General features: G+C 46.8%; 12 protein-coding genes. 8 read left to right on the top strand and 4 right to left on the bottom strand.

Going from position 1 to position 21,488, the window contains the following annotated elements; translation table 11 throughout:
* Nucleotides 1–16: 16 nt before the first annotated feature.
* On the bottom strand, nucleotides 17–6,928 hold the full coding sequence (locus AC58UW_RS06720; protein WP_497419901.1) for an S-layer homology domain-containing protein: 6,912 nt from the start codon (nucleotides 6,926–6,928) through the stop codon (nucleotides 17–19).
* A 398-nt stretch (nucleotides 6,929–7,326) separates the two neighbouring features.
* Here AC58UW_RS06720 and AC58UW_RS06715 point away from each other — a divergent pair, with 398 nt between their 5' ends.
* Complete coding sequence (locus AC58UW_RS06715; RefSeq protein WP_497419900.1) at nucleotides 7,327–8,094, top strand: class I SAM-dependent methyltransferase; 768 nt, start codon at nucleotides 7,327–7,329, stop codon at nucleotides 8,092–8,094.
* Nucleotides 8,095–8,217: 123 nt separating this feature from the next.
* On the opposite strand, the gene AC58UW_RS06710 is transcribed toward AC58UW_RS06715, so the two are convergent.
* Nucleotides 8,218–8,811, bottom strand: coding sequence for a TetR/AcrR family transcriptional regulator (locus AC58UW_RS06710; protein WP_497419899.1), 594 nt, complete (start codon nucleotides 8,809–8,811; stop codon nucleotides 8,218–8,220).
* 14 nt (nucleotides 8,812–8,825) lie between these two features.
* On the bottom strand, nucleotides 8,826–10,271 hold the full coding sequence (locus AC58UW_RS06705; protein ID WP_497419898.1) for an FAD-dependent oxidoreductase: 1,446 nt from the start codon (nucleotides 10,269–10,271) through the stop codon (nucleotides 8,826–8,828).
* Nucleotides 10,272–10,499: 228 nt separating this feature from the next.
* Here AC58UW_RS06705 and AC58UW_RS06700 point away from each other — a divergent pair, with 228 nt between their 5' ends.
* The 3 genes from AC58UW_RS06700 to AC58UW_RS06690 are packed head-to-tail and all read left to right on the top strand — an operon-like array spanning nucleotide 10,500 to nucleotide 14,264.
* Nucleotides 10,500–11,990 (top strand): spore germination protein, encoded by a 1,491-nt coding sequence (locus AC58UW_RS06700; RefSeq protein ID WP_497419897.1) that lies wholly within the window; start codon nucleotides 10,500–10,502, stop codon nucleotides 11,988–11,990.
* A 1-nt stretch (nucleotide 11,991) separates the two neighbouring features.
* A complete protein-coding gene (locus tag AC58UW_RS06695) occupies nucleotides 11,992–13,143 on the top strand; it encodes a Ger(x)C family spore germination protein (RefSeq protein WP_497419896.1) in 1,152 nt (383 codons plus the stop codon).
* Nucleotides 13,144–13,160: 17 nt separating this feature from the next.
* Entirely contained in the window at nucleotides 13,161–14,264 is a 1,104-nt protein-coding gene (locus AC58UW_RS06690) for a GerAB/ArcD/ProY family transporter (protein WP_497419895.1), read from the top strand.
* A 70-nt stretch (nucleotides 14,265–14,334) separates the two neighbouring features.
* Here the strand turns inward: AC58UW_RS06690 and AC58UW_RS06685 are convergent, their stop codons facing one another.
* The gene (locus tag AC58UW_RS06685; RefSeq protein ID WP_497419894.1) at nucleotides 14,335–15,105 is read right to left on the bottom strand and encodes an SDR family NAD(P)-dependent oxidoreductase; all 771 of its coding nucleotides are present in this window, start codon (nucleotides 15,103–15,105) and stop codon (nucleotides 14,335–14,337) included.
* Nucleotides 15,106–15,344: 239 nt separating this feature from the next.
* Between AC58UW_RS06685 and AC58UW_RS06680 the strand changes: the two genes are divergently transcribed.
* The 4 genes from AC58UW_RS06680 to AC58UW_RS06665 all read left to right on the top strand — a co-directional run bounded on the left by AC58UW_RS06680 (nucleotide 15,345) and on the right by AC58UW_RS06665 (nucleotide 21,406).
* On the top strand, nucleotides 15,345–17,576 hold the full coding sequence (locus AC58UW_RS06680) for a helix-turn-helix domain-containing protein (RefSeq protein WP_497419893.1): 2,232 nt from the start codon (nucleotides 15,345–15,347) through the stop codon (nucleotides 17,574–17,576).
* 270 nt (nucleotides 17,577–17,846) lie between these two features.
* Nucleotides 17,847–18,788, top strand: coding sequence for an ABC transporter permease (locus tag AC58UW_RS06675; RefSeq protein WP_497420004.1), 942 nt, complete (start codon nucleotides 17,847–17,849; stop codon nucleotides 18,786–18,788).
* A gap of 17 nt (nucleotides 18,789–18,805) precedes the next feature.
* A complete protein-coding gene (locus AC58UW_RS06670) occupies nucleotides 18,806–19,681 on the top strand; it encodes a carbohydrate ABC transporter permease (RefSeq protein WP_497419892.1) in 876 nt (291 codons plus the stop codon).
* A gap of 42 nt (nucleotides 19,682–19,723) precedes the next feature.
* Nucleotides 19,724–21,406, top strand: coding sequence for an extracellular solute-binding protein (locus tag AC58UW_RS06665; RefSeq protein WP_497419891.1), 1,683 nt, complete (start codon nucleotides 19,724–19,726; stop codon nucleotides 21,404–21,406).
* Nucleotides 21,407–21,488 lie beyond the last annotated feature (82 nt).

Raw genomic sequence — 21,488 nt, 5'->3', positions numbered from 1 at the left:
GACAATCATGAGAACATCAGTTGATAAATTCCAGGAACTGCAGCACACGCTTCAGAATTACAGCAGCTTGTGCACGAGTAGCAGTCTCCTTAGACGCGAAGACTGTATCGGACATTCCTTGGATGAGTCCGGCTTTCAAAGCCTGCGAAATGGCCTCTTTCGACCAATCCGCGATTTCCGTCCGGTCCGTGAACTTGTTCAATACCGCGATGTCGGCCTGAACTTCCTTGCCGCCGACTTTCATGGCCCGTATCACCATCGCAACCATTTGCTCGCGAGTAATGATTGCGTTAGGTTGGAAGGTACCGTCTACATAGCCATCGATCAATCCAGCTTTTGAGGCTGAGCCTACGGCTCCAGCAAACCAATCGGTGGATTGAACGTCTTGAAACACGTTAACTTTTGTTTCCACTAAGCCAAGTGAACGAACCAGCATGGCCGCAAACTCGGCACGTGTCACTTTAGCTTCCGGTACAAATTCCCCATCGGTCATACCGTTAAGAATCCATTTATTTGCGAGCAGCTCAATGTCTGTTTTGGCCCAATGCCCTTGCAAATCACTGAACGACTTCTCCGATTGGATGACGGTATAAACGCTGTTGTGAGGCGAACGGATCGTTATTTCCGTGGAACCGTCCTTTGTTGTTAGGACAGCCGGAACAAAATGAAGCTGCTTGTTCGAATCAACCCATACGGCGCTAAGAGTGTCAGGGTTAATCGTCACTTGGCCCAAGGTAATCGTACGATCGACGTAGGCTCCGCTGAAGTCTGTGATTTCTGAACCGTTAACTGTGATCGTAAATTCAATCGGGTTCGTAATCACTTGCTTCGCATTCAGGGTATTCACCGCAGCATTCACATCGTCTCCAGCCTTGCCGGTTACTTTCGCAATGGAAACGACGACAGTTGAGTCCTTCTGAATATTAGCAAACAGAGTTATTGGCAACTCATATCGAATCCCATTCGATTGAATAACCAATTTACTTTGCTTATCCGCCGCACTGAGAATGGCATTGCCTGATAGTTCCACTTTAATGGCCGAGTCGCTGCCCTTCACATCTATGAGGACAAGCGGATTGGCCAATGCTTTCTCCAGGGCTTTTGCATCCACGACGACTTTGGATACCGAACTTCCATCGGCAGCAGTATCTTTCGTTACTTTGGCATCCTTCTCAAGATCGATAACGCCCGGATTCGCATTGGAATCAGTTGGCGTTGCTGTTGCCGAGCCCGAACCAGAACCAGAACCAGAACCAGATGAATCAGGAGTTTCGGAAGAATCATCATCCGATTCATTGTTTGTCCGGAAGCTGGCTACTGGTCCATACACGCTTCTAACGCCATCCTTGTCTACGGCTTGAATCGTGAAGGTGTAATTGCTCCCCTCCGTCAGACCCGTCAGCCTATAAGTAAGGACATCGCCGACCGTAGCGATTTCAGAGTAAGTGCTGCCGGTTACGCTGTAAAGCTTATAACCGCTTACACCTCTTACTGCTTGCGCCGCAGTCCATCGCAAGGTTGCTGTTGTTTCGCCAACTTCCGAAACGGTTAGAAGGGATTGAGCCGGCCAAGTGACCGTACCTGAGGTAACGGCAACGTTAGCCAAAGCCTTATACACAGTGCCAGTTACTGTTCCTTCAACCGTAAAATTTCCTGGAGCCGCATATTGGATAGGATCGATGCTATTCCATACAACAGGCAGCTTTTGGGTCGAGCTGTCGCTGTATACAGCACTCGCCACTGTCGGCATAACAGGAGCTGTCCCTACTACGGTCACAATGTTCTCTGGTGCAATGCCTACAATGACAGGATTAACATCCGAAGGCACAGGGTAGGCTGGAGCCGAAATCATACGTTTCCGGGAATACGAATCCGTTCCCTTCGACCTTACCGAGAACGCAGTTGTATCGGACAAATTGGTCGGTAACGCAAAACTTGTCGCGCCTGCCGGCAATTCGGCGACTGCTATTGTCCCGTTATAAACCGTGAAACCTTCGCTCCGATCGTTAGAATCCCACTTTAGAACCGCAGCCGAACCGTTGGTTCCGATTTTCAAATTCTGTGGAGGCGTCGGTGCATTGAAGACTTGAACCTGTGTAAGCCGAGGAGGTCCAGTTAAATCTGTGCCTGCGTTGCTGCCCGAAGCGTTCTCTACCATAATTTTGATATATCTAGAATGGTAAGTCTTTCCAAGATTCAACGCATAGGAGGCATCTACTGTGTCATCCCCACCGCTAAGGTTGCCTGAAACATAGGTATAGCCTTCTGGGGTTTTAAAATCAACTTGTTTGAAAGCCAAAGCGTCCAATTCAGCAGCCGATGAATGATCACTGAAATCATCGGATACAGAAACGGTGGCGCCTTTCAGCCTGCTGGATTTGGCAAGCAGTCTGATTTGGCTGAAATCCATGGCCTGACCAAGGTCAATCACAAAGTTGCCCTTTCTAGCTCCCTCTGTACCTAGCCAAGAGTAATTGCCGATTTGATCTAAGTTGGTCACGTTGTTTACATTCCAAATCATCGGATCTTCCAGAACGCCGCTTGTCAGTTTGTTCGCATTACCGTAAACATTTGCATTAGCGGATGCAAGCTGGAGCGGGTTGGCACCTGTCGTCGGACCCACATTGTACGCTTTTTTATTCAGCGCCAGGTTCGTAGAAGATACACCGGTTGCAAGTTTGGAAATCGTGATGTCAGAAAGTTGCAGATCGGCATCGTAAGCAGAGTTGGTGGTACCGTTAGAATTGCGGTAGATGCCCCACTTCGGACGCAAATATTGGTCGAAAGTAGCCGGGTACTCGGTCTCAAAGTTGACATTGGAGCTTCCAACCTTGACGCTTCTCTCCGGTCTTCTCCACAAGTCCTTCACACCGTCGCCTGCCCCTTGTTTAGGAAAAGTTTGATACACATCCGGGCTGTCGAAAGTGTAAACCTTCCCAGTAACTGTATCCGTAATTTTAATCGTTAACCAACCAGAATCGGAGATTAATGCGTTGAGCTCAACCTTAATCCAATGACTTCCGATTTCTTTCATCGGGATTCTCAAAAGGGTCTTATCGCCGTCGTACCGGTTATGGTTGACGATAAGCTCCCTGGTATCCTTACCGGTAAGCGACATGGCGAGAACATAGGCGCCATTCTCACCGGCACTATTGCCTCCTGCCAATGTATCGGCTGCTTGGGCATTCGTGGCTTTCAATTGGAAAATATGCCTGAAGTTAGGCTGGTTCCACTGATTACCATCCGGAATGTTCCACAACCATTGATAGGAGACAATATCCCCATCATAAGCCGTAAAATCCTTGGTCGAATCTTCACTCGGACGAATTTCGATCCTTTGTCTATCGTTGATGGCCGCACCGCCGACCACATAACCTTTTTCCCAGTCAAAAACACCCTTGTGTGCATATTCGCCGTCACGGACTTTGTCCTCGAACTCATTATTGAGGCCTCTGCCTTGGGCTATGACTTTGAACACGTTTTTCTGAAGGGTGCTGTCCCAGACGCTCTGAACATGGTTGTCCGCTAGCGTCGCTTCAGGACGGTCACCGTAATATTCGTGATAAGCATCTCGAATTCGTTTGGTTACACCTTCCACAGGCTCGTCGGTACCCATCGCGCCGCCTAGCACATTATAAGGTGAAACGCCGTCAATGGCATTCATCTTGATAGTTTTGCTATTCACTCCAAAACCGCGTGCTGTCACATCCAATGCAAAGATAGACGGAGTGCCGCTACTGAGACGGACAGTTAATTCATTCGTTCCCAGTGGCAGCTTAGCAAGGAACGAAGATTCAAATGTAACTTTATTGCCTGTTACTTTGTAATCCGTATTTAAAGTAAGCTCTTTGCCTTGAGCATTCGTTATTCCCGTAATTGTCTGACCGCTGGCAAGGCTTACCGTGGTGCTGATCGGTTCGCTTTGATCCCATGTGCTGTAGACAGCTTTGGATGGTGTAAGCGCCGCAACATTGGATACCGGATCTTTGCCGTAGATGGCCAATCCGGATAACCCCATAGCCGAAATATTCTCATCTGTACGGCGATCACGCGGACCAACTAGTACGGTGTTGATCATCACATACCGCGCCGTGAACGGATATAAGAACGTTTTGGTATCGAAGCCCCATTGCTGACCATTGTAGGTCACAAAGGACCACAAGCCTTCGGTTTCCGTTCCTCCGGCCAGCTTCCAGCCGTTGCCTTCCCAATCATAGTTGCTGGCACTATCCGAAGCTATTGGGCTGCTTTCCCATGAATGTGGATCATTGGAGTAGTAGACTTCGAATCGATTAGCATTCTTTTGAATATTAGCAATGGCATTTGGAATTTCAAGATACAGTTTATCCACTGTTTTCGGTGATCCCAAGTCAAGGCTGAATGCCAAAGAGGATGGCGCATAATTCTCCTTATACACGTTGGAGCTCGAGTTCCGCCAAAATCCGCTGCCGCCCGTCTTCAGAGCGTCTGCTCCTGGATGGTCAGGTTGCTCAGAACTTACCTTGAGATTCACGCCTGCTTGTGGAGTAAAACGGGATGGCGCCAACAGATTTACTGAACCGGTCGTCGGCTGACCGATAATGTTAAATACATTGCTTTTAATTGAGCCGGCATTGTTATCGAGTGTAATATCGGAAACAAGCAGCACATATTGCGCATCGACCGTTTCGCTCAGCATCAAATCAGCCTTCTCGTTATTGCTTAGCTCCGTCGCTTTTCCAGCACCGGGAATCATAATCCAGGAGGACCCATGCTCTGTTAAGAGCGGCTTCCTGGTTGCCGATGAGGTTGGCGAGACGGAGGTGCCTTCCTTCAGCTCGTTATAGGCCGCAGCATCATTCGTATAGTACAGCTGGTAATTTTTTAGGAACTTGCTGTTGCTGGTCCATTCTAGTTGGATCTGGCTAACTTTAATGTTTTTTTCCAGCTTGACGGCAGCCCAGAATTGATACCCTTCTGTCTTGGTCAATGAACTGTTCGCTTGCCAAGCCGTATCGGACTGGTCGTCGATAAAGTTATTCTTAGTGCCTCCACTTTGAGAAACGACCTTAATTTCAGCACTTGGGGTGACGGCCCAGTTTTTAATTCCGGAAATATTGACATCGACATATGGCTTAATGTTCTTCGTGTTCGTAATGCCAATTCCGGTAAATTCCCCGTTGATTTTGTAATTTCCTGTGCCATCGGGATTGTAACCCTCCGGACTCCACGTGACATTTACCTTTTCGATCTTGCCCGTGCTTAAAGTAACATCCAATTGCGCAGGCAAGCCCAAGTTCTCGAACGCTGTTCCTGGTGCTGCCGAAACGACTGCCATCCTGTCCCATGCCTCAATATCCTTAGGCTGGCTGTTTGGATCCCAACCGTCAGGGAACACATAAGAGCTTGCATCTCTTTTGATTAAGTAAATGTCGGACAGGTACATCGTTGCAGCCTGAAATTCGTCGGCATAAACCGATTCATTCACTGTGTTGTACATGCCTCGGTACAGTCCCCATTTGGAACGATTCTGTTGCCCAGGAACTGCAGGCAGATCAACTCGTTCCTTTTTCCCCGTATCCGGGTTCAAGACTTCGGGGCGTCTCAAGGTTTCCGCCGTCATGCCGCCTTTCCAGAGCTCTGTATTGGTTGCCACGTCAACAAGCTTGCCATACACATAGCCTTTATCGGCACTTAGAATTGTTACTTCCATATCCAACCAACGGTCTGCGACCTGTTCCAATGGAATTGTGAACAGCGGCTTGATTCGGTGCGCTTCTTGCCCATCTGGATTGTTTCTGAATTCCAAATAGCCTTTGCCATTGACGGAAACAAGCGTAAGAGTCGTGACCGGCTGACCGGCTTCATCCCCTTCAATCGCCTTTAATTGAAAAATGTGAAAGAAACGTCGAGGAGCAATAAAATCGCCTGCTTCCTTCTCGGCGGCATCCAGCTGATACTTTATCGCTTCCGAAGGGAGCATCAGCTTCCAATGATGGGTCATAATGTCTCCACCCACACTATTGGCATCGATATTCGACGCGCTGGTATTGCTCTTAATCTCGAGCCGTTGACGGTCGCTGTTGACCGCACCTCGGTCACCGTCATCCCGGCTGACCCCTTCTGGCGTTTTGAAAGGTAAAAATTCATGATAACGCAAAATGTCCGTGTTAAGCTTGTCCAGTCCGGCACTATCTTCAATTCCGTACTTCGTAAGCGCATTCACATCTGTTTTGCCGATTGTCTGCAGATACATGTTATCTCCCAGCCAAGAGTCAGGAACACTCTGAGCTGCCGGGTAGTTACCAGATCGGTCGTAAACCGACTCAAACCAATCTTTCCCGCTGTAAGACGACGCCTTCCCAGGCCCTTCAATCGAGCCTGTTGTGCTGCCGAAACCCATTTTGGAAGCGCCAAGCACGTCCCATGAATGTTCGCCCGCTTTAATATTCAGTGGAGAATATTTGTCATTTGGCCCCATAGAGTCTGCTATTGATGACGGAATTTCCTTTTCTACAGATACGGTAATGGTGTATTTTCGGCTGTTACTGCTATCATTCTTGTCAGTTAGCACCAGATAGTACAAGGATGATCCACCCTGCGAAAATTGATCCAGTTTGGCATCGCCAATATTAATGCCACTGGTTGCAAATGGAATTGCTGTTGTTTCATCGCTTCTGAAAACAGTTGGAGTAACGCCAGGATTCGTCGTTACATTCAGCATTTGGTAAGAAGCGCCATAGGGCAACGTGATCCCAATGGTTAAATTAGGAACGTCAACTACTGCGTTTACCGGCTTGCTGACTTGGACTTCAAAAAGGCTTAGCATCTCTCCCGATGCGGCATGCGCCGTCGATGCAGAGAACCCAAAAGGGTTCAAAAGCGTAAGCATCATAGCAAATGTTAGAATAGCGCTTACAACTTTCTTCAAAGCTTGTTGCGTGAGCATCCTAGTGCCTCCTTATGATAGCTTCAAAAACATAATTCCAGCGGGCCAATCAATGAAAGTTATCCCCCCTCTTTGCCATCTGAGCAGCATGTTAGCCAACTGCTTTGCCGAAGAACGGAAGCAAGACGAACGTATGATTATCCGTTGTCTGGAAGTACTTACAATCATTCGGTTAGCTTCACTCTATTGCTGTTAATGGAATCAGACAATGGAGATTATTATGGTGGTATGTGTTTTTTTCGGGTTGGTGGTGATACCCATGTTGCCTGTAACGGTAAGTTTAATTTTAATTGTTTTTCACCTTGACCAAATTTTACCAGGGTAATTATAATTGAATTAACTTAAACGAACGCGAGTGATTCAATAGCAAATGCTGAAAACCGTGGAGGGAAACGCCTATGTCGTTTAGTTATTACGGAGAACTTTGCACCGAAGTCTATAACCACACCAAAAAAATTGGTCAATCTATTGACGGTGATTTGGAATATTACCAGGACAAACTGAAACATTGCAAGGGACGTATTCTTGAAGCGATGGTCGGCTCAGGACGTATACTAGTTCCGCTGCTTGAATCAGGTCTTCTTGTGGATGGGGTTGACTATTCTCCCGATATGTTGGCTTCTTGTCGGCAGCGTTGTCTGGAACGTGATTTATCCACCAATTTATATGAGTCAAGTCTCCAAGATCTCTCTTTGCCCGATACATATGAGGCTATCCTTATTCCAGCAGGATCATTTTTGTTAATTGAAAAACGAGAAGAGTCACTTCAAGCCTTGAAGCGCCTCTATGACCATCTTCAGCCTGGCGGCCGCCTAATGCTTGATCTTTTCCTGCCAGATACTAACTTTGAGTGTGGTAAATGGGATGGCGCATCGACATTCTACTTACCGGGTGGAGATGTCATCACAATGGAAGGCAAGCAAGTCGAAGCGGATTTATTCAAGCAGTATAAAGTTTCCTATATCAAATATGAAAAGTGGCGCAAAGGTGCGCTGATCCAAACCGAATTGCAGCGATATGCGTTACGTTGGTATGGCGTCGAGGAATTTAAGCTTGTTTTAGAAAGCTTAGGCTTTACAGATGTGGTTGTGTCTGCTGATTTTGATCCTAACAAAGCCCCGACTAAAGCAGAGCAGATATTTGCATTCGAAGCTGTGCGTAAGTAAATTGTTATTGCCCTGCCACCGCGCGTGGAGGGCATTTTTTTATGGCTGCATGATGTAAATAAGGCTTCTGCGATAACTCGCGGAAGCCTTCAAATATACTTGTTCATGGTCAACAAGGCGGAATTAAGGAGTGATCATTCTTAATAACACATCAACTCTCGGAAGCTGGTAGCCACCAATCTTCTGCACATTGAGCACCATCAGACCGGAGAGGACGGATAAGTACGTCGAAATCATTTCGTCCAAATCGCCCTCCACTAGCTCGCCTGCTTCCTGTCCTTCTCGGAATAAGGCCTTCAGCTGCTTGACGTAATTGTCCATCGAGTAACGCTCCATTAACTCCACGACCTTCTCAGGCACGCCATCTGAGGTTCTCGCCTGGTGAATCAGCAGAAAATAGTCCGTCCCGCCTTCATCCAACATGTCTTGCGTTAATGCTCGTATTTTATCAACCGGCGAGCCCGGAAGCTTGTAAACCAATTGCATAGCTTCATCCGAAGCAAGCATGGCTTTTTCAACAAGAGTCGTGAAAAGCTCTTCTTTCGAAGTAAAGTAATGATAAAGTAGTCCATGACTAATCTGGGCCTCAGCGGCAATCATGCTCATTTTCGTCCCAATAATTCCGCGTTTTGCAAAAACTTTAAGCGCAGCGCTCATAATTTGCTCTCTGCGTTCATCTCGAATCTGAAGCTGTTGTTCTTCATTTAACGGAGACAAGACATCCTTCACTCCTAACTTGGAATCAATCTGATCAATGCTTCTTCTAATGGCAACTCATTTTCTTTTAGCAGGTCTGCGAGTAATTGCTGTCCTTCCTCCGATGAATCAAGAACCGACTTGACCATCTGCGGATGGAACAACTCATGCAGCGGTAATGATAACGAATTAACGCCCCAGTACAAACCGAATAGTTTGAAATTATGATTAGCCGTTCCCTCTCTCAAGATCAAATTCATATACCTGCTGCCAAAATCAATTCCCTTGAGCGGTTCTGAGCCAGCCTCATATTCGACGCCATCCCACTGCAGATCCGCCGCACAATTTAACCACCAGGCAGGTGTAATAGCTTTTTCTTGAATTGTCCGTAGAAACTTATGTTCGAAATGTGGCTCAGGGTTATTTTGTCGCTCCTGCAGCATGGCATCCAGCAAATCCACTTCTATGGCAGCTACCGTCATCCCTTGACCAAAAATAGGATCATAGATGCAATATGCGTCACCTAACACTAACAATCCTTCCGGCCATTTTCCCATTTTATCATAGTGGTGACGGTATAGTTCAGGTACGCGAAAACCCTTAGGCGGTGCGATCGGTTCGAGCTCACACAGGATTTCGGCAATTATGGGACTAGGAAGCTGAGCGACCTCCTGTTCGAAAAGTTCTGCATCCGTTGGTGGATAGTGCCCGCCTGGGCGATACAGAAGAATTTCTGCCACCTGATTCTCGATAAAAGAGAATACTCCCGTAAACGTTCCCTTCACGGGTTGGCCCATGATGTTGATCACATCCCATTTCTCGATCAGATGCTTCATATGTGCAGGAACGCTATACCGACGAGTACTATAGCCGATTGCTGCTTTCATTCGATCAGGGCGAGGTACGTCATATCCAAACTCTTTCAACCATTGTGTCAACTTGGAGGCGCGGCCACTGGCATCCACAACAAGATCCGCCATGTAATCATGCTTCATGCCTAATCCCCGCTGACGGACTTCAACGCCAGTAACGGCTGTATGATTCGGAGTCGTATGCAGTCCAATGACATCATGCTCCGCTAGCAGGCTTACATTAGGTATCTTCCTTACACGTTCACGTATCACCCATTCCAGTACAGCACGACTAAATTTAATATCGTTCCGTTGGTAGGGTATGGCCACTGTCCCATATTGATTCATCATATGAACGGTCTTATTAAGCGAGCTTGGTGAACCAAGCGCCACCAGTTCTTCCTCATAGCCAGGAAAAAGCTGCTCTGTAATCATTTTACCACGCTGTGTGAACCTATGGGGATGAAAACCGTGCGGAGCACCATTCCGATCTGCGGGATGCTGCGGAAACTCATCCTTATCGATAAGCAGTACCTCTTCATAATACGACGAGAGGACCCTTGCCGTCATTAAACCTGTCATGCTGCTGCCGATCACGATAGCCTTGCCTGCTTTTTGAATACCATTCATATGATTCACCTCTATGATTTATTTTGATTGACTGGATCAGTCAATGATAGAATAAACCATTTATTTCCTGAAGTCAACATTTATTTCTACTGGAGCGAATTCCTTCTTCTCTCTGAATTCGCCCAACCAACCTCAAAATCAGCTCCAGAATTGTATGTCCATCGAACCCTTTGCATAGAAAACACCATAAGAAGGATAATAAGGAAAAATTACTGGAGCTGAATGATCTTGATATCCTCAAGAACTTCCGTTTCCTATCCTCAGGAAACCATCAGCGCCGACTTGGCCAAGAATGAAGCGTTGCTTCGGCAAATATTCGAACATTGCTTCGACATCGTCTTTCAACGGGTCATTTTGTCTGACGAGTGTACAATTCTCATGGTCTACGTCGACGGAATGATCGACAAAAACGTATTCACATCATCTTTGTTTCAGTCATGGCTAGTGGAAAAAACCGGCGTTAGCCAGAAAGAAACGGTCGACTACCCGATCTTGAAAGAGCATTTCGCGGTCGTACGTCCGCTTCGTAACGAAAGCCGTCTGAAGGAAATCGCCGAATCGATCCTGCAGGCTTACTTGGCTGTTTTCGTCGAAGGTGAACCGGAAGCAATTCTACTGGAAACGTCCGCCTGGGAGCACCGGGGAGTCGAAGAACCTGCCTCCGAGGTGGCTATTCGCGGGCCAAGAGAAAGCTTTACAGAGACACTTCAAACGAATACGAGTCTTATTCGCCGAAGAATTCAAACGCCGGTCCTAAAGTTTGAATCCGTCGTACTCGGCACGTTTTCCAAGACGAAAGTCGTCATCGCTTACGTGGAAGGACGAGCCCGCCCAGACTTAGTCGAGCTAGTCAAACAGCGGATGTCCACCATTCGAATGGATATCGTGCTCGATTCCGGCTACATTGAAGAATTCATTGAAGATAAATCGTACACTCCTTTCCCTCAAGTCATGAATACCGAGCGACCTGATATCGTGGCGGCTAATCTGTTGGAAGGGAAAGTCGCGATTTTAACTGACGGTTCGCCTCAAGCCCTTCTTGTTCCAATGACGTTCTGGACGGCATTTCAAGCCGTCGAGGATTATTACGAGCGGTTTCTATATGCCACACTTGTTAAGTGGACCCGGTTTATTCTGTTCACCATGTCCTTGTTCCTGCCTTCCACGTATGTAGCAATTACAACTTTCCATCCGCAGCTGCTTCCGACGAACTTTTTACTGAGCATCACGTCGGCTCGCGAAGGCGTACCATTCCCGGGCGTCATCGAAGCCCTTTTGATGGAATTTATGTTCGAAGGTTTGCGCGAAGCGGGAGTACGCCTGCCGAAAGCCGTCGGCTCCGCCGTCAGCATCGTAGGCGCCTTGGTCATCGGGGAGGCCGCGGTCCAGGCGGGAATCGTGTCCGCACCGATGGTCATTATCGTCTCAATAACCGGGATCGCGTCCTTTGCCATTCCCCGTTATAACATGAGCATCGCGTTCCGCATTCTTCGGTTTCCGCTACTTCTTATTTCGGGAGCGCTTGGCTTGTTCGGAATCGCCATGGGGGCGATTCTCATCTTGATCCACATGGCCAAGTTGGAGTCGTTCGGCGTCCCCTATTTAAGTCCTATCGCTCCTTTTCAACCGGACCAAATCAAGGACGTTCTCATTCGCGCTCCCTGGCGGAAAATGTTTTCAATTAAGTTCTCGATGATCAGAAAGCCTAAACGGAGGTAATATGCGAAGCAAACGACCTGGCTTGCTTGCGGCCATCCTTATCCTGCTTTTGTTAACCGGATGTTGGGATCGCCGCGAATTGAATGATCGAGCATTCGAGTTGGGTTCCGGTGTCGATTGGCTCGAGGACGGAAAATCACTGCTGATCGGACAATTCATGATTCCGACGAAAACCGGAGAATCCGGTGGCGGAGAGAAACAATCCTACTATATCGAGACGGGGGTCGGAAAGACTGTATCTGACTGCCTCTTAGACTTGCAACTCAAGTTGTCGCGAAGAATAACCCGCGGGCATCGCCACAACATCTACTTAGGAGAAGTGATGGCGAAAAACGGTATTTCGAACCTAATAGACTCGACGACCCGCGATCCAGACAGCCGGTTGAAATCGGATATTTGGGTCGTGAAAGGGGGAACAGCTCTCGAGTTTATGCAAATGTCCTATCCGTTCGAGAATATGCCCGTTATTGCCCTTTCAAAATTAAGGCGAATTATCGGCAAGCAAACCGGCAATTCGTTATTGGAATTATTAGTCGAGCAAAACGTTGAAGGAAGCGGTTCAACACTTCCTGCCGTCGAAACCCAATTCGATGCGAAACTCCGAAAAAAGTCATTTCAGGTTTACGGTCGCGCGGTTCTTAACCGTAAGCAGCAATTGGCCGGTTATTACGATCGGATGGAATCCGCTTATCGGTTATGGGTAATTGGTGAAACGGAAACCTTACAGATCACGACGTCCATGTCGGACGGAAAAGGATCGTACAGCGTCACTATCAAACAACCGGGATGTAAAGTGAGGACCAAAGTCGATGATGACCGAGTGGAAATTGACGTCGAATTGAAAGGCAATGCCAGCATTCTGGAGAGCAATACGACATTAGATCCTCGAAATATTGATTATCTGCAAAAATATGAAGCTGAGTTGAACCATCATGTCGAGACAGCCACTTTAAACGTGATTCAAAAAGCGCAAAAGCAATTCAAAGTCGATGTGTTTCATTTTGGACAATCGAGCAATCGGCAGCATCCCGGAGAGTGGGCAGATTTGAATTCCCGATGGGAGCAAGCATTTTCCGATGCAAAAATTACCGTTCGTTCGCGCGTGAAGATTAAGCGAATTGGACTCCATGGACAGACTCCCCACAAAGAATAAACCGTAAGGAGCTTGAAATGAAGCTGACGAAATATCAATTGTTTTGGCTGTTGTTTTCGATGGAGATTGGTATGACTTTAATGCTAACGATCAGCCCAACGTTCAAAGAAGCCAAACAAGGCGCACCAATGGCATTACTCTTCGCTGGTGTTACGTCCATACTTGTTACCTATATTGCAACTAAGTTAAGCCTTCTCTATCCAGAAGAAACGTTCATCGAATACGTCCCGAAAATTTTAGGAAAATGGTTGGGCAAGACGATCATCTTCGCGTACCTGCTTTTGTGGATTGTCGTAGCTGGCATTATCCTGCGCCAATATGCGGATTTCGTTCATTTAGCCTTGTTCTCGGCGACTCCTTTATGGGTTATCGTCCTGTTCATGTTGTTAGTCATTATATACGCGGTGCACGGAGGCATCCATATCGTCGGACGTTGCAGCGAAGTCATTGGACCTATTATCGTCTTTAACATCCTATTGTTTAGGTTCCTAAGTATGAAAGATTTGCACCCAGAGCGTCTGCTTCCGTTCATACCCACCGCGGGCTGGATGCAGGTATTCAAAGGGAGCGTACCGGCGGCTTCTTTCATGAGCGAATCGGTTATGATCGTGATGCTGGTCGCCTTTCTTGCGGATAAAAGGAAGGCGGTATCCTCCAGTTTATGGGGGGTTGGAATCGCCGGGTTCATTCTTTTGAACGGCGTCGTCGACACATTGATGATGTTGGGCAACACCGTTCCTGCCAAACTGCAATACCCCGTATATTCCGTCAGTCAATACATATCCTTCATGGAATTCATTCAAAACCTCGATATTTTGCTGGTTGTCGGTACGAGCTTCAGCATTTTCATCAAAGTATGCCTATACATGTTCATAACGAGCTACGGAACGGCTCAATTGTTTCATATCCGGAAATGGCGGAACATGCTTTGGATCATCAGCATTCTAGTCTTCTCAGTCGCCATGTACCCACGAAACGTAGACGAATCCCAAGTGACATTTCCCCTCTTCTGGAAAGAAGTCGCCTTCCCAATTTTTCTAGTTGGTATCCCGCTACTGCTATGGCTAGTCGGGAGTGTCAAGAATGGTATGAGACGAACTGAGCAGCCAAAAGCCCCCTGACGGGGGCTTTTGTAATGAAATAAAAAACTTCAGCATTTGCTTTTTCATTAAGCTTCGTTTGGTATCTACCTCATTGACGGTATACAGGAGCCCCCAATGGTGCTGAGCGCGCTCCCCCATCAACGGTAATTTCAGCTCCCTGCACGAATGATGATTCATCGGACGCCAGGAACAATACCGCATGGGCGATCTCCTCCGGATCACCCATTCGGTTAAGCGGTATTGTACGCGCTTGTGATCCCTCAAGCCTCGCGGTTTCTTCAGGCGTCGATTTTTTCCAAATCGGGGTGCGAGTTGCCCCTGGCACCACAGTGTTTACGCGGATGCCCCGCGGCGACAACTCGGATACCAACACTCTTGCCATGCTGCTGATGGCTCCCTTACTAGCCGCGTAAGCGGCTCTTCCCGGTGCACCGTCCGTTGCGCGAGTGGAGCCGGTCAAAATGACCGAAGCCCCTTCCTTCAGATGCGGCAAAGCGGATTGTACCGTGAAGAAGACCCCTGTCACGTTAATTTTAAGAACTTCTTCGAATACCGAAAGCTCTGTGTCACCTAATGGTGTAGCAGATGAGATGCCGGCATTCGCGTAAACGATGTCTAGTCCTCCGAAGGTTGCGACGGCTTGGGACAATGCATGATCCATGCTTGCCGGATCGGTTGCATCCGCTTGAAAGGCAAGGACACTCGGGCCAAGTTCTGTTGCAGCCTCATTTAACGTGCTTTGATTCCGGCCTGTAATCACAACCTTTGCGCCTTCTGCGATGAACAATTTGGTCGTTGTCAAACCAATCCCGCTATTTCCTCCTGTAATTAAAGCCACTTTGCCATCAAGTTTTCCCATTTCTCTTCTCCTTCGATCTGATTGACGCCTGTCATGTTTGCATCTATTCTGCAAAGTTAATATTGTATAAATTTCCCCAATTCATTCATGGGACAGTTCTGTAGATGTCATCAATCGTATTAACGAATACAAGCATGTTCCATCTTTATTTGGCATATAACGTACGACAGTGAGCGAAGTACAACGTGGCAGAAGGATCATTTCTCATTGCTTATGTATTATTTTAGAGGAGCGTTCTTATGACAAAACCATGGTTTTACCGACTTCTTTTCTCTTATTTGCCTGTATTTTTCATGATTACTTCCGTACTCATTGTGCTTATTATTCTTTCAATCAGCCAATTGTCCAAAAGAGAAGCTGAAAATGCAAATAAAACACATGCTTTACATATCATGCAATCGGTGGACTATACCTTGAAGACGATTGACGAATATGTCATCAAGGAGCTGCAGACCAATCAGCGAATTGACCAGTTCTTTGACAACAAATTAGAGGGAAATCCCTATTACTCCGCTTATGAGGTCACCGAATTAATTCGGGGAATGATGAATTACAACAAGTTCATTGATTCGGTCTATTTTTACCGGGCATCTGATCAAATGGTCATTAGTCCCAACACAATGATAGCGGCAGACCGTTTCGGGGATAAAGCTTTTATAGATGAAATGATAAAGAGCCCTTCGCAATATGAACTGACAAATCAGCGGTTTTATAAAGAATTTACGGAGATGGATCAACGTAAGCTCGTCATTTCTCTCGTGCGAAAGTTCCCTCTTTTATCCGGGCAAAAGGGCATCATTGTCGTCAATATCAGTATGGATTCAATTGTAGGAATGATAGGTGATATGTCCAATTCAAAGATCAGCTTCATCCAAGTCTACGATCCTGTAGGCAACCAACTGATGGCTTCAGGAAATAATGACGCAGCCATAGGTTCTAAGCAAAGAGGGTCTGAGCTGACTCGAATCCATTCGAACTATACGAACTGGGAATACCGCAGTGGTCTCAACGATGAGTATTTGTATACCTTCACCTCTGTCTTCTCTTATGTATGGATCGGATTGGGACTGGTTATGGTTGTCCTTGGCGGGGTTTGGATGACCTATGTGACGTATCGTAATTACAAGCCGATTAAGTTAATTATGTCTCGTATTCAACCCTTTTCCGACCTGCAATCGATAAATATCGAGGGTAAGAAAAAAGATGAATTCCAATATATTGATCGCGCCATAAGCAATCTCATGGAATTATCCAGCCGCTACGAGAAGCAGCATGAGGAAGATATCGTATTCAGGCGAAGGCACTTTTTCAAAGAATGGCTGGAAGGCAGCCGGACGGTCGACTATGCAGACTGGAAGGTCGAGATGAATCGGCTGCACTTGCCTTCAGGCTTCGGTCAGCTAGTAGCAGCAGTCATTGAGATGGATAAGTATATGGAAATATGCCGAATGTTCTCTCCGAAGGATCAAGAGCTGCTGAAATTTGTACTAAGCCGTGTCGTTTATGAAACAGCTGAATCGCTTGGCCTCACGGTCTGGGCGGAATGGATAGCTACACATAGGCTTAGTGTTGTCATCTTTGCAGATGAAAATGTCAAAAACAGTGAAAAGCTTGCAGCCAATCTCTGCGAAAATATTCGCTCCTGGGTGGAGCAGCATCTGCATTTTCGCATAACGCTGGGTGTCGGACATGTGGTCGGACAAGTACAGGAGCTGGTTCACTCCTACGAGGCTGCCACCCATGTGCTTCGCTTTAAAACAACCTTAGGGACGAATCGAGTTCTGTACCACTGGGAATCCGAAGCGTCCGCAGAGAAGGAAATGTATAAGCACTTGCCACTGATCAAATCACTGGCTCAGTCATTTCGCTTGGGGGACAAGGATTGGAAGCCGGCCTTGGAACAACTTTTCACCGAATTAAAGGTCGGGTTGTTCTCCTACGATGAGATTCGGAATCTCATGAATTACTTCGTTTATCATTTCCACCGGGAGATGTTGGAGCTCTCAACCGAGCTGCAGGAGTCCATGCAAATCGCACTGCCCCGGCTGAACAACGCCACCCAACAGTTCGATACGATCGAAGAACTATATGCCGATTGTTTTCACTTGTTAGAAGAAGTCTCTCAGCAGATGGCTGGTATTCGTGAATTCAGAAGTACACATGCTGTCATGAACCAAATTCGTTCCTACTTGGAAACCCATTATGCAGACCCCGAGTTGTCACTTACTTCGCTAAGTGAGCAATTTCAACTCCATGCCTCGCAGATCAGCCGTGCATTCAAAGAGGAATTTGGCGAAAAATTCGTCGATTATCTCGTAAAAATTCGGATGGAACAAGCGCAGCATCTGCTCCAAACGAGCCGTTACTCCGTCCAGGACATCGGTGTTCAAGTCGGATACACGCATGCGATTTCTTTTATTCGCGCTTTCAAGAAATACACGGGTGTTACGCCTGGCGATTACCGGAAGTAATCGTAGCACTGCCATTATATCCATCCTTTTATCAAGAAAAGCATATCGTTAAATGTTGTTTATTCAACTTTGCGCCAATTCACTTAAGCCTTGTACAGCAAGGGATTCAAAAGAGTTTACTCACTAATTCATGTATATTGAGAAGGACTGCACCTCTGAGGTACATTGATTCCATCGACGGCAAAGGAGCACTGGATGGTTCAATTGATACACGAAAGGAGGTGCTAAGCGATGCCACATACACCGTTAGACAATACGCAATCAGCCCCCATGATGACGACTCGAAGATATACCCGCCATACGGCCAAGTTGCTGCAGCTCCGTCGACGTTTCAAGCAAAATTTGCCTTTATTAATGATGTTTGTACCGGTCATTGCCTACTTCATTATCTTTCGATACTTTCCAATTTTAGGTAACGTCATTGCTTTCAAGAACTATAACTTGATGGAAGGCATATGGGGAAGTCCATGGGTGGGTCTCAAACATTTCAGGGCACTTTTCACCCAGCCCCAGACCCTGACGATCATCCGTAACACCATCACTTTGAGCTTGTTAAGTATTATCGCTGGATTCCCTTTTCCAATCATCCTTGCTATCTTACTGAACGAAGTTCGTGCCATGCGCTTCAAGAAGATTGTTCAGACGCTGATCTATGTACCTCACTTCTTTTCATGGGTCATTGTCGGAGGCATTGTCGTTACGATATTCTCCCAGCAATCCGGTATCATTAACAAGCTATTGGAGCTATGGACGGGTCACACCACTGCCTTCTTGTATCAGGAACATAGCTGGATAGCGATCTTCCTCGGTTCTGGCATCTGGAAGGAAGCCGGCTGGGGCGCGATCATCTATCTGGCAGCTCTGACCTCGATCGATACGCATCTGTACGAAGCTGCCAGTATGGACGGCGCGTCCAAATGGAAGCAGATCTGGCATGTCACGCTGCCTGGTATTCGCAGCACGATTATTCTTATGCTGATTCTAAGTATGGGCAATGTCATGGAAGTCGGGTTTGATCACGTTTACACCCTGCAAAATGCGGCTGTTTCGGATGTCTCGAATGTCATCAGCACTTATATCTTTATCGTAGGTGTCCAGGGAGGACAGTTCAGTTTGACTACGGCGGTCGGGTTGTTTGAATCACTGGTAGGCTTCTTCTTCGTCCTTCTTGCGAATCAACTTGCCCGCAAATTCGATCAAGGACTGTGGTAAGAAAGGAGCCTTCCTTCATGAAATCAACGTGGGATGAGAAAATCTTTTATGCAATCAATTATACGTTCCTAGCATTTGCAGCTTTAAGCTGCGTACTTCCCTTGCTGCATATCATATCTCTATCTCTGAGCAGTTATCAGGCGATTGTATCCGGGCATGTATCTCTCTGGCCGCAAGGCTGGACAATAGAGGCGTATAAGGCTTTATATAGTGGAACAAATATGGTAAAAGCATTCAGCAATAGCATCGTAATTACCGTTGTAGGCGTTCTGCTTAGCATGTGGTTTACCATCATGGCAGCTTATCCGTTAGCCAAGAAATATTTCTACGCGCGCCGTTTTTTTACACTGGCTATCGTGTTTACCATGCTGTTCGGGACGCCTTTAATTCCTCTTTTCCTGATTGTAAAAAGTCTCGGCTTATTGGACACTTACGGCGCCATTTGGATGCCTGGACTGATCAGTGCTTTTAATATGCTTGTACTTCGGACCTTCTTTATGAATGTACCTGAAGAGCTTGAAGAGGCTGCACGTATGGATGGCTGTGGCGAATGGCGACTTCTCACTCGGATTATTCTCCCTCTATCCCTCCCAGTTTTGGCCACGTTGACTTTATTTTATGGCGTCGGATACTGGAATTCCTTCTTGCATGTACTCATGTTTATCAATGACAGCACTCGGATGAATTTGGCGGTTATGATTCAACAAATGGTCGCCAGTCAATCCATTCTTCAAGAACTTAATTCCGTGCGACCGGATGATTTGCAGCAAATGACACCAGAATCCATCAAAGCAGCAGGCGTGATCGTACTCATTGTACCTATGCTAATCGTCTACCCTTTCTTACAGAAGTATTTTGTAAAAGGGGTTATGATCGGCGCGATCAAAGGGTAAGACGGAAGACCTTGAAAACGAATTATCTAAGGGGGTATTTCCATGTTTATGGTACCAAAGGGTCATCGAAAAGCAAAAGCAATCCTAGCCACACTCGTCAGCGTCGTCTTATTGGCAGGCTGCTCCACGCCACCCAAAGTCGACGATCCAGGGACATCGTCAAGTCCGAACACGACCCCAGCAGCCGAAACTGAGAAAAGAGGAGCGATTAACGTTTCCGTGTATGATCGGGGTAACATTCCTCCAGAGGAGGGCAACTGGGATAAGAACCGCTGGGTAGATTGGATCAACAAGAACGGTCCTGTAGATGTTAAATATACACCTGTTCCCCGCTGGGAATCGTTCCCGAAATTCAATGCCTTATTTGCTTCAGGAAGCGCTCCTGATTTGGTTCTGGAGTATGATGCCAATTACAGGAACAGCTGGTATTCGCAGAAATTACTAATGCCGATTGATGAAATGGTTGACAAATACAGCACTACCTACAAACAAATTCTAGAGAAGTACCCTCTGCTGCGAAAGATTGGAACCAAGGAAGATGGCAAATTGTATGAAATTGGACGCTTGAATGTCGTCGCACCGCATCATCGTCTCTTAATCCGTGAGGATTGGCTTCAGAAGCTAAATCTGCAAGTCCCAACTACAACTGAGGAATTGTATCATGTGGCCAATGCATTCGTGAACCAAGATCCAGACGGCAACGGTAAAAAGGATACGTTCGGTATCAACCTGAGCGGCGTCGGCTTCTCCGTGATCAGCCATATCTTCGGGCGTTCGATCGATTGGGCTGAGCAAAATGGTTCCTTCGTCCATGATTGGGATCGTCTCCAGGCATCTGTCGAATTCCAGAAACGTTTGTTTGACAACGGTTTAGTCGATAAGGATTATCTCACGGATAAAAACGGACAAAAAGGCATTCAGGATTTCATGAATGGGAAATTAGGGATTTTTGCGATTGACAGTGCATGGTTTACCATCTCGAACTATGAAACCTTAAAGAAGAACAATCCTACGGCTAAGGTTATTCCAATGGCATTACCGAAAAGCCAATTCGGTCAATTCAGCCCGATTATCAGCACACCTGTGCAAATGGTCGGAGTCGTCAACGCCAAAGCTAAGGATCCGAAAGCGATTATGCAATATATAGACTGGATGGTAGAACCCGAACATGCCAATTTGCTGAAAAACGGCATCGAGGGGACACATTCGCAAAAGGGTTCGAATGGTTGTTTGCAGCCTATTGATACGGAGAAGAATAAGAAAGAATTGTACACCGACGATTTGAACATGATGAGATCCGATTTACTGCTCGGCAAATGCGCGGAAGTGTATCTGGTGAACCTTCGCCCTGAAGTGCCAACGCAGAAAGAGCTGCTCGATATCAATCTCAAATCCAAAGAAATCTATATCAACAAGGATCGTCCGGTTCCTTCGCTCGGTAATGACTTCCTGCCGGTCTTGCCAGATGACCTGCAAGCTATTGTCAAAAGCACTAGTAAGTCCAATAATATCGACAAAGGTGACATTTGGTTAAAAGCTTTGGTAGGCGGCTCCGGCTATACGGCACAGCAAGCTGTAAAGGATGCTAAGGATGTATGGGAAAAAGCTGGCGGCAAGCAGGTCGACGATTATTATGCCAAATGGTATGAAAACAACAAAACCAAGATATTTAGTATTGATGATCTCTACAAATTCGCTGAACAATCGCAGAATGAATTGAAATAAAACGAAGGAGTAGCGGTGCTCCTTAGGTTAGCTGAGTCGGAGCACCGCCTACACATGACGTGGACCCCGGATAGGATTAGGG

The organism is Paenibacillus sp. J22R160, from assembly GCF_059692135.1.
Note: the sequence above shows the minus strand (reverse complement) of the source record. Positions and strands in the feature narration are given on the sequence as shown.